The sequence below is a fragment of the Paenibacillus sp. HWE-109 genome (assembly GCF_022163125.1).
In the GTDB taxonomy this organism is placed as follows: Bacteria; Bacillota; Bacilli; order Paenibacillales; family NBRC-103111; genus Paenibacillus_E.
The window spans coordinates 7,297,512-7,311,368 of sequence record NZ_CP091881.1; the positions used below are offsets into that span (position 1 = coordinate 7,297,512).

Genomic DNA, 13,857 nt, shown 5'->3' on the forward strand with positions numbered 1-13,857 from the left:
TCCTAATCCTATAAATTTTTCTTGAACCGTTCACGGATTGGAAACGCAACATCAAATACCCCTAATAAGCTGTATACGATAAAAAGTGGAGGCATGAAACAAACGATAAGTATTCCCACAATCGGCAAAATCGGTTTCCACTTGTTGGCGTGCGCGACAAAGAATAAAAAGCAAATCGCTTGAATCGTGAAAGCCAACATAAGCAGCGGCATCGCATTCATCAACAAAGTGGAAATCAAAGAGTTTGAATTCGGATCCGTAAATAAGTCTAAAACAAACACAACCAGGTAGATCCAGACAAGCGATTTCTGCAGCATCCACTCGCGCATTGGACGCAGTCCGGGAATCCCTTCCCCTGTCTTGTTGAGCAACCACCGGGTAATCCCATGGGTGACAAAGGTGTAGAACAACGCTACAAAAATCAAATACAGAGGGATGACATGCACAATGAAACTTACATACCAGTCTTGGTCCTTAGGCAATACTTCTTGAATGCTTGCCGGCATACTAGCAATGCTATCCATCATGAACGTCTTGAATTTGGCAACCGGATTAAATCCTAGCGAGAACCCGATCAAGAGACTCATAAGCGATTCAGCTAGAATCGTAATAATACCGGCTGTCAGCACCGATCTTGCAGCTGCTTTGCGTTTATATAAGTTACCCATAACAAGAACTGGCGGCAGCAGGAACAACGATAATGAGATCAGCGTAATGCCATGCCACTGGGTTAATAAATAAACGACGAGCAAGCTAACCACATAACTGATAACGAACCTTCTCGTGCTTGATTTCACGTACAACATTAGAACTGGAATGATTAAAAAACTAAATGTGAAAATAATAAAAGGCGTCATTAAAGATAGCAATGAAACAACCGTCACTGCACTCCATATGATGCTTTGCCAATTTCGATTCCCCAACCGGGCTCACCTCTTACGTAAATGTTCTTCAAGCGATGAAATGTCGCCGTACCAATCCTCAAGTTGATGGCCCTCTTGGCGGTGCTTCTTCATTTTCTCAACGATAGCTTCGTCTAAACTGCGATAGGAAATGCCAAGTCTTCGTCCCAAAATATAGCTGCTCGAAATTAGACTGGCTAGACCATCTACAATTTTCACCTGGCTGCCTTCCCAAATCCCTTTGAGTAGATGTGCTACATGATCTACGACTTCTGTCTTGAGCCATTCAATGACTTTGGCCCGTCTGGCTAGGTCTACATCCTTTTCCCTATTCAGCAACCGTCATCTCTCCCCACCCAACAAAGACTATGGTGTCAATTATACCACAAATAGGCACAAGAAAAGAAAACCTCTACGAACGTTGTGGATCCTAACTACCGGAGATTCCCTCATGTCATGTTTACAAACTAGGAATCCACAGTTAACAGCCTTCTGACAAATGCTTTATATACTAAAAATAAAAGATATTTAGGGAGAGAACCATGTTGATGAAAAAAGGATCTATCTTAGCTAGCTTGGCAGTACTACTCGTAGTAAGCGGCTGCGGTGCAAAAACAGCCCAACCATCCCCTTCTCAAGGAGCTCAGGCGACTCCGCAAGCAGCAGCATCGAAAGTTTCAGGGAAGCTGACGTTCTATACCTCCCAACCAGAAGATGATGTAACGAAGCTAATCGCCGCATTCAATAAGAAGTATCCCGATGTGAAAGTAGAAAATTTCCGTTCTGGAACGGAAGAAGTAACTGCCAAAATCCAGGCCGAGAATCAAGCCGGCAAAGTGCAAGCGGATGTGCTTTTACTCGCTGATTCCGTAACCTTTGAAGGTTTAAAGAAGCAGAATCTGCTAACATCTTATAAATCACCGGAATTAGCAAAAATTCCAAAAGATCTGGTTGATCCAGAGGGAATGTATGCGGGAACGAAAGTTATGGCAACCGTTCTTGCGATTAATACACAAAAAGTAAAGGCAATTCCGACCTCTTGGAAAGTACTTTCCTCTGCGGAGAGCAAAGATGCGGCTATCATGCCAAGCCCGATCTACTCCGGTGCTGCTGCTTATAATTTAGGCGTATTGACTCGCACAGACGGATTCGGTTGGGACTATTTCAAAGGTTTAAAAGCGAACAATATGTCCGTTGTCAAAGGAAACGGAGCTGTGCTTAATGCTGTAGCCGCTGGAGAAAAATCGTACGGCATGGTCGTTGACTATCTGGTAGCCCGTGAGAAAGCCAAGGGTTCTGCGGTTGATTTGATCTACCCTACAGAGGGTGTCCCCGTTATTACAGAGCCTATCGGCATCATAAAAAATGCAGCAAATGAAAAAGCAGCGCAAGCTTTTGTCGACTTCGTATTATCCGAAGATGGCCAAAAATTAGCTTCCGATATCGGCTACACCCCCATTCGCGAAGGTGTTCCGGCTCCAAAAGGTCTAAAAAGCATCTCCGATTTCAAAGTAATCTCCTCTGACATAACCAAACTGACAGAAGCTCGTGACGCAGACAAGAAACAGTTTACTCAGTTATTCGGACAATAAGAAGCGGAGCACCTAAACAATGATCGATTCAAAGAAGATTCAAATTGCGAGGGAGGAAGTCGGGATCAAACCTGCACTCCTCCCCTTTTTTATGAAAAGAGCTGCTATTCTATTAACCGTCATCTTGCTTGTTGTGTTCTTTATCATACCCATTGCTAAATTAATCTATTTAAGCATGCAAAGCGGAGCTGGTCTAACCTTAACGCATTATATGGAAATGCTGAAGCAGGACAGACTGTGGAAAACGCTCAAAGACACATTCGTTATCGTTACTGGCTCCTCCCTGTTATCCATTATACTAGGCGTCTTATCGGCTTGGTTCATAGCTTATACCGATCTTAAACATAAGAAACTACTTCATATGGCTATTTTGCTTTCCTTTATACTGCCTTCTTACGTCTTAACCTTATCTTGGTCGTCCTTCATGGGCACGCAAGGAATCGTAGCTAATCTTCTGCACTTTTTTAATCCTGATGCTAAACCATGGAGCATGTACAGCTACGGCGGCATTATCTTCGTAATGGGTATTCATCATTTCCCGCTTGTTTATTTATTGACAGTTGATGTGCTCAAAAAAATTCCTCGGGATCTTGAGTGGGCAACAAGAGCAAGCGGCGCCGGAAGATGGAAAACATTTTATCTGGTCACCCTCCCCTTGTCTTTACCTGGTTTAACCGCTGGCGGACTGCTCGTATTCCTGGCTTCTTTAGATAATTTCGGAATTCCAGCCTTTCTTGGCATTCCCAAAAATATATCCGTATTAAGCACATTGATTTATGAGGAAATTATCGGTTTTGGTCCTTCCGCTTTTGCAAGGGCAGCCGCTTTATCCGTTATGCTGGGCATTATCGCGGTCATTGGTACGCTCCTGCAATGGCTCTCCGTCAAAAAAATCAAAGCGGTGGATACCGTTATAATCGATAACAGTCCACGCCACTTGCTTGGAAAGCACAGATCATGGATAACCACGGCCATCTGGGCGTTTCTCGCTTTGATTACTGTAGTGCCGTTAAGCTCCATGGTTGCGATCTCCTTAAAAAAAGCATATGGGCTTCCTTTTAAATCTATCCATTTGACGTTTGCCAATTATCATTACATCCTGCTTGAGAATCCGAAAGTATGGCAATCCATTAAAAACAGCTTCATGCTTTCTGCGACAACTCTGGTCGTTTGCTTAGTACTCGGATCCCTGATTGCTTATGTTCGCGTACGCAAGCCTTCGTGGATAACCAAAACGACAGAGCTAGCTGTCGCCCTCCCCTATACATTGCCTGGAATCGTGTTTGCGCTGTCCATGATATTCGCATGGATGGAACCAGTACCTGGCTGGAATCCCGGCGTTTATGGGTCCATTCGCATTTTATTTATTGCTTATGTCTGCCGGTTTCTTATTTTGCAGGTCCGCGCAAGCATTACAGCTTTTATGCAAATCGATGCCTCCATGGAAGAGGCCGCACATATTTTCGGCGCTGGTTTTTGGCGGAAATGGACATCCATTCTATTACCGCTTCTGCTTCCGGGGCTGTTGAGCGGAGCGTTTCTTGTCTTTTTGACAGCTTTCACGGAACTAACCGTATCCGCACTGCTATGGTCAACCGGCTCTCAAACGATCGGTGTTACGATATTCAGCTTTGAGCAGGCTGGTAATACCCTGTACTCCACGGCGCTATCCAGTTTAATTGTCATCTTAATCGTTCTAGGCATGGTCATTCTTCATCTGTTTGAGAAGTTTCAATCCAAAAAAGGAGTTCAGCAGCCATGAGCATTCAAATCGCCAACGTTAGTAAAAAATTCGGAAGCTTTCAAGCGCTGAAATTATTAAATTTATCGATCGCCGAAGGCGAATTCGTTGCCATTCTAGGTCCATCCGGCTGCGGTAAAACAACCCTGCTGCGCATGCTTGCCGGATTTGAACAGCCCACAACTGGAGAAATCCTGATGAATCATACTACGGTAGCGAAGCCAGGCTTTAGCCTTCCTCCGGAAAAAAGAAGAATCGGCATGGTCTTCCAGGCCTTCGCCTTGTGGCCGCACCTGAATGTCACTGAGCATGTACGGTTTCCCATCCGTCATCATAAAGAGACGCCAGCCTCTATTAAAAACAGGGAGCAGGATCGTATTACCGAAGTGCTTCAGATGGTCGGCTTGTCACAGCACGCTTTACGTATGCCGCATGAGCTGTCTGGCGGCCAAAAGCAGCGGGTCGCTCTGGCTAGAGCGATTGCTTCCGAACCTTCCCTGCTGTTGATGGACGAACCGCTCAGCAGTTTGGATGCCATGCTGCGCATGGATATGCGTCGTGAGATTCAATCCATCCACAGGCAGACCGGAACTGCTGTCGTTTACGTCACCCATGATCAGGGCGAGGCTCTGGCCATGGCAGATCGAATCGTTGTCATGAAGGACGGACAAATTGAGCAGATCGGAACACCGCAAGATATTTATTTGCGACCGCAAACGGAATTTGTTGCCAAATTTGTTTCCAAAGCCAATTTGGTCCGCGGCCGCTGGCATAACGACTTGTTTGCACCGATAAGTTCTGATGGAACCGTCCAGTGGCATGGCAAACAAGTAGCTGACTACTTTAGAGCGACTGGTTTATATCCAGTTCGCCCCGATCAATTTCAATTGAGCCCTCCCCATCAGTCAGGTATTCAGGGTGAGGTTGTTAATGTGCAATTTCAAGGAAGGGAATTCCATTATGTTATCCGCTCCGAAGACGGCCAGTGGGAAATCAGCTCCCCGCTCCATTTTCAACTGCATGACAAAGTATCCCTCGGATTATCCTGTTAGTTGTAGTTTTTTTACAAAACACTTCAACAATTCAGCATGTAAATTTACAGTTCACCTCTATACTTGTATCGATACCATACTGCATTGGAGGGAATTACAACACTATGAACAGCAAACTGAAGCCTTTCATTTGCACCTCGTTCGCTTTTTTAACACTAGCTCAGAACTTGGTGACGGCGTCTGCAGCCGACAACACGCCATCCGCCAATTCAACCGGGAGATGGATGTCCGGTGAGTACCACACCCATACCGTACAGTCGGCTGATGCGTCAGAATCCTTTATGAAATTGGAAAATGTACTTGATGCTGCGTTTCGAGAGGATCTCGATAAGAAGTCTGCAGAATCGGTCACTTCGCTGACGTACGGCAATCCATTCGATTACATCGCGCTTGCCGACCATCTGCGCGATTCGCCGAGAGACCCGGATGGCAACAACAAGGCCACTGCACGTTGGGAAGCGATTAAAGATCAACAGGACAAGCTTAAAGCGCTCCAAGCTGCCGGCAAATATAAAGACAAACTCATTTTCTCCGGCTTCGAATGGGATATGATGGGTTTGGATCACGGTTCTGTCGGCATTATTGATTCCAATAGTAATGAAGTGCCCATCGATGCGATTCACCAATTCGAGTGGTTGTATAGCTACGATACAACTCCAGGGATGTTTCACGCCAATGAGGCCACTCTTTGGGGAGCAAGGCCAACAAAGAATGAGTTGAAACCTGATAAATCTAAAACCCTAGAAGCTATTGAATGGCTGGGAAAGAAATATCCGGAGAGCTATGTGTTGCTTAACCATCCGTCCAGACATAACGGCGACAGCTCGGGTGTTGTCACAATCGAAAACATTCGCAAGATGAACGATGCTGCTCCTGAAATTGTGTTTGGCATGGAAGGGTTGCCAGGTAACCAGATGGCAGCCGGCAAGAACAGATCGGAATTAGCTGACATATACGGCGGAGCCGACGTCATGGTCGGCAAGATCGGCGGCATGTGGGATGCTTTGTTAGGCGAAGGCCGCCGCTTCTGGAATTTCACCAATTCCGACTTTCATTTTAAGGTGAGCAGCAATCGGAATTATTCCAGCGGCTATTGGCCTAGCGAGTACTCGCGGAATATCACTTGGGTCGAGGGCAATACCTTTAAAGATGTTGTAGAAGGTATGCGCTCAGGGAAGTCCTTTGCCGTTTATGGCGATCTTATCGATGCGCTTGATTTTAAGGCAACCGGGGATGGCAGTCAGGCTGATATGGGCGGGAACCTGCAAGTGACCCAAGGGGATCTGACAACGATCAGTATTCGCTTCAAGAGCCCGGAACACAACAACTATGCGTCAATTAGCTCTCATAATACTTCAGTCACGAATGATGTCAAAGTCGATCATGTCGATCTGATCTCCGGAGAAGTGACCGGCAAGCTCGATGTAGGTCAATATGCTAGCAATACAACAAATGCCACGACGAAAGTCGTTAAACGTTTTACGAAAGACGATTGGGGCCAGCCGGATGCCGAGGGATATTACACGATTTCCTACAAGGTGCCTGCGGATAAAAACCGTTATTATCGTCTGCGCGGCACGAACCTTGGTACAGACGTTGCAGGCTTCACCACTAATGGCGAGCCGCTGCAGGATCAGTCATTTGATTATAGCGGCAGCGTAACACCGGAACAGAACGAAGAACGCTTTAACAATATTAATGACCGCAACTATACAGGCTTATGGTTTTATTCCAACCCGATCTTTGTTAATGTCGCTGCGCTCAGCGACGAGCAAGCTATTAACGATACGATTGCGAGTGTATCTTCAACGCTTGGCGACACGAGTGCGATTGTCGCTAACGTTCCGCTCCCTTCCGTAGGGCAGCATGGCACTCAGATCGCGTGGAAAAGCAGCAACGAGAATATCATTCGCATCGACAAGAATAACGCGATCATTACACGCCCATCTTCCGGCTCGGGGGATGCGAATGTCACACTGACTGCAACGGTATCGCGCGGCGACCAAAGCAAGGATAAACAGTATACTTTTATCGTAAAAGCTTACCCTTCTAGCGGTTCGTCAGGAGGAAGCAGCTCCAGCAAGCCGAATGCATCCGTAACCGGTGTCGGAGGGACGGTAGTTGCCGATTCCAATGGCAATGCTACGATAACGCCTGATAAAGGTTACCAGGTTAAAGATGTTACGATTAATGGAGTATCTAAGGGAGCGCTCACGCAATTGACGGGTCTGAAATCTACCGATCAAGTTGTTGTGACCTTCGAGAAAATTCCGGAACAACCTGAAAAACCGACCGAACCAACGAAGCCTGCTAGACCTACTTTTAATGATATTTCGAATCACTGGGCGGCTTCATCCATCAACTACGTTGTGGAACATTCATTGTTCAGTGGAACCGCTGCAAATACGTTTAGCCCTGACACAACGATGACTCGCGGCATGCTTGTCACGGTAATACACCGCTTAGCCGGCAAACCAGAAGCAGGGGCTAATCGTTTCGAAGATGTGAATGCAAATGACTATTACAGCGATGCGATCGCTTGGGCCAACCAGAATAACATCGTGAATGGGATTGATCAAACCCGTTTTGCCCCAAATCAATCTGTTACTCGGGAACAACTTGCACAGATCCTTTTCAATTATGCAAAAGCAAACAAACTGAATGTCAGCGCGAACCAGTCATTAGAGACTTTCACGGATGCGAAAACAATCTCTACGTGGGCAGTTGATGCGATGAAATGGTCTATAAGCAACAATTTGCTTTCCGGCAAAGGTAACGACATCCTTGATCCAACGGGTGAGGCATCGCGTGCTGAAGTCGCAGCAATCATTAATCGCTTCATGGTTACTTTCAAGATGTAATCCAAATTAAATTCGGAATGAGCGCCCCCTCTAGAATAATCAGTTGGCAAAACCCAGTTGGGTTAACCAATGAGTTCTGGAGGGGGTGTTTTCATTTTTCTCACTTGTCTATACCAATTTTATTTACTGGACCTATACCAGAAAGCATTAAAACATGTTAGCCAAGGCTGAAGAAGGACCAATCCCATGTTCTCTATTTACAGTCAGAATGCTGTTCTACGCGCTTTAGCGCTATAAAGAACTTAAACATTCTGATGTGGTAACAAAAATGCCCTCCCAAGCAACTGTGGACACAGTCGCTCGGAAGGGCATACTTGAGAATAGCTTCCTGTTTATGACAGGATCACTTAAATCAATCCGGATTTTTGCAGAAGCCGCTGAATAATCGTGGTAGCCTCTGCCCGGGTCAGCTTCCCTTTTGGTGCAAGCTCATTGCTTTCTCTTCCAGAAATAACTTCTGCTTGAATACTATCCGCTATACTGCTTAGCGCCCAACTGGATGCAGCTGCTGTATCTGTGTACGGCCGCAATGTGGCATCAGTTGACTGGACAGGCAGCTTGGCCTTCAGGTTGGTGATCGTCATCGCTTTGGCGATCATGACCATGGCTTGTTCCCGGGTAACGATATCATTCGGACGGAAGGAACCGTCTTCGTACCCGCTAATCAGCTTGTAGGCATAGGCCGTTTGAATTAGGCTGCTGTACCAATCCGTAGGCTTCACGTCCGTGAATGCCGTTGATCCGCTCTCCATCTTCAACCCCAAGCCCCGAACCAGGATCGCAGCAAGCTCCGCCCGTGTAATCGCTTGATCGGGTTGGAACAGGTGATTGTCAGTGCCGTTAACGACCATCCGCAAGCCCATTTCGTTCACCGCATTCCTGGCCCAATGCTGCCCCATATCCTGGTACTCTTCTTTATGCCTTACGATTGAATACGTGCTATTGGTCAAGCTGCTCACTTTAGCCACAAACTTGCCGTCTACTGTAATCAATTGGGTCGGTACAGGGCGAATGGCTCCGTCCGGTTCAACGACAACCCCAGTTACGATTTCCCTTGAATTTACAGCCTCCGGAATCACGATTGTTCTATCCACGTATGCGTTGAATTTCGACACCTCAACCGTTGAATCTCCGTAAGCGCCTCTTACCGTAAAGTTGAGCGCCGGAGCGACAGGCGTAAACCTTCCTTTTGCTGCCGCCTCCTCCAGCAGCTTCACCGTGCTCTCTGCCGGCTTGGAAATTTCAACAGTTATCTTAATATCCTGAAGCTGCACATTTTTGCCAAGCTGCTCGGAAAGCCCACTGATGTTGATCTGTTCTGCGGGCAAGGTATAGGTCGCGTTCTCCGTTTTGACTACAATGACCGCAGCCTTTTGCTCCATGTTTTTTACGATTTGCCCGCTTAGTTCTCCAATCACCACATCGGATTTTGTATTCACCGAAATCGTAATCACTGCATGCTGTTCCTCTGTCGCAAGCTTGCGCTCCAGCACCTTCGGATCAACCACAACCGTAGTGACCGTCTGATCCTTCACCTTGGCTGTCGTTGCCGTCCCTATTTTCTCAACCTTGCCATTGACCAGGAATTCAACTCCGGCAGACGAATTTGATGTTTCGGGCTCTGTCGGGCTGCCGCCACTGCTGGCTGGCGCTGTTGGCGTCACTGCATTGGAGACGTCGGAGGCGGCGCTGCTGCCTGTAAGATTAACAGCTCTTACCGTAAACGTATAGGTTGTTCCGTTGGATAGACCGGTTACTGTGATCGGACTTGCTGGACCTGTTGCCGTTATATTCCCCGGTAAGGCCGTGACCTCGTACACTGTTATTGCGCTTCCTCCGTTGACTGCTGGGATGGCGAAGCTGACTATAGCCTGACCATTCCCTGCTGTTGCAGTTACAGCTGTTGGCGCTGAAGGTACCGCCGGTATCGCCCCAGGTGTTGCGCTTACCTCATTGGAGGTAACGATAGCTCCCTTGCGGTTGGTGGCTTTGACGATAAAGGAATAGGCTGTGCCATTCGTCAATTCGCTGGCATCGTAGCCGTAGACAGAACCGCTTACCGTAGCCGCTGGTGCTCCATACGTGCCCGAAGCCGTTCTCTGGTATACGGCGTAGCTTACAGTTCCGTAGACTTCCTCCCATGCCAGAAGAACATGGCTATCTCCGCTTGCAGCCACCTTCAAGTTAACGAAGGCAGCCCCTGGCTCCGGAAGCGTAACGGCTGCACTGGAAACCCCCGGCAGGCCTGCCGCGTCGAAGGCGAGCTGGGCTCCTGTCACCTCATCGTCATTCGCTGCGCCCAGACCCGTGAAGGCGACGATGCCGGAGCTTGCCGTGGCGGTCGTTGCTCCCGTTAACGTCCAATCGCCCGCATCCTTCTTCGAGACGGTCACAACGGTGCTGCTGTCGCCCACACTCGTATTGCCGAACGCATCCCGAAGCGTCACCACCGGCTGCTGTGCGAACAGGCCGCCGTTTCTGGTTGGCGCCGTCAGGTCTTTGGTCAGCGCCAGGGAAGCCGGGCTGCCCGCTTGCGGCGTTATGCTCAGCACATTCGCCGCCGGTGTTACTACACCCGCTACACTCAAGCTGATAGATTGCTTCGCCGCTTGGTTCAGCTGCAGCTGAACCGTGGCTATGCCGTCGGCAAACATGGCGCTGTACGTGCTTGATGTTACGGTTAAGGCATTCCCGCCAAGGCTGCCATAGGAGCCGTCAGGCGCTGCGATGTAGCCGGATATGGCAACCTCATGAGCGCCGTTGAAGGTTGTATCCGTATCACCCAGCGAGTTCCTCACGGTCAGTGTGACCAGATTGTCCACGCCCGCTACAGGAGCGGCTGCAGCTGCGGCTGCGCTGACCGTATACTTTGGCGCCGGCACCGGCAGCGTGACGGACGCGCTTGTCAACTGCGGCCAACCCGTTGCGTTGAACACGAGTTGAGCGCCTGCCACCTCATCCTCGTTCACTGCGCCCAGGTCGGTATAGGTGATTAGGCCCGATTTCGCTTTTTGCTCCGTTGTTCCCGTCAATGTCCACGCTCCGGTGTCCTTCTTGGATACAGTCGCCACGGTGCTGTTATCCTTCGATACCCAGTTGCCGTAAGCATCGTTAACCGCTATGACCGGTTGCTGCGCAAACACGCCTCCGGCCTGCTCCGGCGCAGCCAGGTCAGTGGTCAGCGCCAGTGTAGCCGGGCTGCCCGTGTCCAGATTGTAATCCACCTGTTTCGACGGTGTGGCGACCCCCGTCATACTGAAGACGAGGGAAGCCCCCCTCGCCTTGTTCAGCCTCAGGTTTACCGTGGCTTCTCCTTTCACAACCTGGACGCCGCTCACCGTCGTGGTTCCTGCAGTCAAGGTTTTCCCGTTGATGCTGCCATAGGTGCCGTTAGGTGCTGCCCTATAGCCGGATACGGTCACATCGTAAGTGCCGTCCTTAAATTTCAGATCCTTGCTCTGCGCCTCGTCCAATACATTCAGCTTAAACGCCTGATCCTCCCCGACGAGATGGCTGCTCCCTGCAGGCGGAGTCACGCCGAGCGTATATGCGGGCTTTGGCGGGCCTATCTTTCGAACCTGGCTGCTGTAAAGATCCGCGGTATACAGAACGCCATCCTTGTCTACCGTGAGGCCATTTGCCCCGGTTGCTACGCTATCGCTATTTACTGCTCCGGTGATATCCATTTTAACGACATACCCTGCCGATATATACAGACTTCCGTCGCTGTCGAAGGCGAGTCCTCCCGCATAGATGTCGGAGATTAGCGCGCTGATCGTTCCGTCTGCCGCTATTTTGCGGATCGCTTTCTTATCCCGATCTGATATATACAGGTTTCCGCTCTTGTCCACGGCAATTCCCGTACCATAGCCTATTTGTGCCGAGGTTGCCGGTCCTCCGTCTCCCGAATAGCCTTTAACTCCTGTACCGGCTACTGTACTGATTATCCCGGTATTCTTGTCTACCCTGCGAACCCGATAAGCTTCGCCATCCATGATATATAGATTTCCGCTGTTATCGATGGCCACTTTACTGGGGCTATTTAATTGGGCCGAAGTCGCCGGTCCTTCATCCCCCCGCTTACGATCATCATAATTCCCGAACCCCCCCTTACCCATCGTACCCGCCACCGTGCTGACGGTGCCATCCGAAGCCAGCTTTACAACCGTACCAAGGTTATTATTGGCGATATACAGGTTGTCGGATTGATCAAACGTCACTCCAGTCGGAAAGCTTACTATTAATTTGTCGGCTGTCACCGTGCTGATTTTCTTGCTCTCCTTGTCTACTTTTCTGATTGCATTGTTCCATGTATCCGCAATGTACACATCTCCTTTGCTGTTCGTTGCCACGTCATAAGGCTTATTCAATCTGGCCAAGGTGGCCAGATTCCCGTCTCCCGAATAGCCGTTAACACCTACACCGGCAACGGCTTGGAGACAGTAGCTGCAAGCAGGCGTCTCTCCCCCGTTGCCTCCCGGTTCGGAGTTATCCGCTGGTGGGGTCAGCTTCCGGATCCGGGTGCCTTGGGCATCCTCCACATACAAATTCCCACTATTATCCAGGGCCAATGCATTGGGGTTCTCTAATTGAGCCGTCTTCGCCTCCCCGCCATCGCCAGAATAGCCGCGAATTCCAGTGCCCGCGATAATGCTGATCTTCCGGAAGATATTATCAATCTTCAGAATCCGGTGATTAAAATAATCCGCTATATACAACGTGCCATCAGCGCCTACCGCCATTGCTCTGGGAGCCTGCAGGGCAACATCAGTCGCACTTTCTCCCTCGAGCTTGCTGCCAAACCCAGGGCCGCCGCCGGCCTCGGTCCAGATCAATCCGTTAAGATCGACTCTGCGAATGCGGCGGTTGCCTTCGTCAAAGATATACATCATTCCCGTGCTGTCAAATCCTACTCCGCTCGGATGGTTCAACAGAGCCTTCGTCGCCGGCAGGCTGTCCCCTCCAAAGCCCTTCTGGTAGGTGCCAGCTACCGTACTTTTATTGCCGTTCGTATCCACTTTCCGGATCAGGTTGTTGCCATACTCGGCGATGTACAGATTTCCTTTGCTGTCCACAGCCAATCCTCGCGGTTCGCTAAATCCGCCAGGCACCGTGGAAATCCTGCCGTTTGTAAGTACCTTCAGGATCCGACTGTTGCCGGCATCCGCGATATACAGATTGTCGCCGCTGTCTACCGCCAGACCTCTTGGTCTATTCAATTCGGCTGACGTAGCCAAGCCTCCGTCCCCCGAGGACCCGGCCTTACCCGTACCCGCCACCGTGCTAATCTTGCCATCCGCTCCGATCTTGCGGACCCGGTGGTTATTGGTGTCCGCTATATACAGATTTCCCTTGCTATCCGTCACCATGCCTCCACTTACATCGACGTCCTGGCCCGGAAGCATAATCGCCGGCAGGCCGCCCAATTGAGCCGACGTCGCCAACCCCCCGTCGCCCGTAAAGCCGACCTCCCCCGTACCAGCTATTGAGGTAATGGTGTAGCCGCCAGCGGCATAAGCTTTTCCCCCAGACCCGTCAACCAACAGTCCTATCATCAGCAGAACGGTCAACATACAGGCCACAAGCTGCTTTCCTTTTTTACCCATTCCTTTCCCTCCTCCATCATGATGCATACCAAATAAAATGAATAAACGACATTTTTCGCTATAATTATACAAATTCATTTTGAACCGAATTTGAACACAGCAA

The 13,857-nt window shown here is 49.3% G+C and carries 7 protein-coding genes; 4 read left to right on the top strand and 3 right to left on the bottom strand.

Features of this window, described 5'->3' with window-relative positions; all coding sequences use genetic code 11:
- Window positions 1-8 precede the first annotated feature (8 nt).
- Together LOZ80_RS31290 and LOZ80_RS31295 are read right to left on the bottom strand one after the other, a co-directional pair.
- A complete protein-coding gene (locus LOZ80_RS31290) occupies window positions 9-923 on the bottom strand; it encodes a DUF2232 domain-containing protein (RefSeq protein ID WP_238168259.1) in 915 nt (304 codons plus the stop codon).
- A 6-nt stretch (window positions 924-929) separates the two neighbouring features.
- The gene (locus tag LOZ80_RS31295) at window positions 930-1,241 is read right to left on the bottom strand and encodes a MazG-like family protein (RefSeq protein ID WP_238168260.1); all 312 of its coding nucleotides are present in this window, start codon (window positions 1,239-1,241) and stop codon (window positions 930-932) included.
- A gap of 203 nt (window positions 1,242-1,444) precedes the next feature.
- Between LOZ80_RS31295 and LOZ80_RS31300 the strand changes: the two genes are divergently transcribed.
- The 4 genes from LOZ80_RS31300 to LOZ80_RS31315 all read left to right on the top strand — a co-directional run bounded on the left by LOZ80_RS31300 (window position 1,445) and on the right by LOZ80_RS31315 (window position 8,148).
- Complete coding sequence (locus LOZ80_RS31300; protein ID WP_238168261.1) at window positions 1,445-2,494, top strand: ABC transporter substrate-binding protein; 1,050 nt, start codon at window positions 1,445-1,447, stop codon at window positions 2,492-2,494.
- 19 nt (window positions 2,495-2,513) lie between these two features.
- Window positions 2,514-4,256, top strand: a complete 1,743-nt coding sequence (locus LOZ80_RS31305; protein ID WP_238168262.1) for an ABC transporter permease — start codon at window positions 2,514-2,516, stop codon at window positions 4,254-4,256.
- Window positions 4,253-5,287 (top strand): ABC transporter ATP-binding protein, encoded by a 1,035-nt coding sequence (locus LOZ80_RS31310; RefSeq protein ID WP_238168263.1) that lies wholly within the window; start codon window positions 4,253-4,255, stop codon window positions 5,285-5,287. Before LOZ80_RS31305 ends, LOZ80_RS31310 begins: the two co-directional genes overlap by 4 nt.
- Before the next feature lie 104 nt (window positions 5,288-5,391).
- A complete protein-coding gene (locus LOZ80_RS31315; RefSeq protein WP_238168264.1) occupies window positions 5,392-8,148 on the top strand; it encodes an S-layer homology domain-containing protein in 2,757 nt (918 codons plus the stop codon).
- A 347-nt stretch (window positions 8,149-8,495) separates the two neighbouring features.
- On the opposite strand, the gene LOZ80_RS31320 is transcribed toward LOZ80_RS31315, so the two are convergent.
- Window positions 8,496-13,754: an NHL domain-containing protein gene (locus tag LOZ80_RS31320; protein WP_238168265.1), complete on the bottom strand. Its 5,259-nt coding sequence runs from the start codon at window positions 13,752-13,754 to the stop codon at window positions 8,496-8,498.
- Between the last annotated feature and the right edge of the window lie 103 nt (window positions 13,755-13,857).

Coding starts and splice junctions, on each gene's coding strand:
- LOZ80_RS31300 (WP_238168261.1), top strand. CDS start 1,445: ATGTTGATGAAAAAAGGATCTATCTTAGCTAGCTTGGCAGTACTACTC.
- LOZ80_RS31305 (WP_238168262.1), top strand. CDS start 2,514: ATGATCGATTCAAAGAAGATTCAAATTGCGAGGGAGGAAGTCGGGATC.
- LOZ80_RS31310 (WP_238168263.1), top strand. CDS start 4,253: ATGAGCATTCAAATCGCCAACGTTAGTAAAAAATTCGGAAGCTTTCAA.
- LOZ80_RS31315 (WP_238168264.1), top strand. CDS start 5,392: ATGAACAGCAAACTGAAGCCTTTCATTTGCACCTCGTTCGCTTTTTTA.
- LOZ80_RS31320 (WP_238168265.1), bottom strand. CDS start 13,754: ATGGGTAAAAAAGGAAAGCAGCTTGTGGCCTGTATGTTGACCGTTCTG.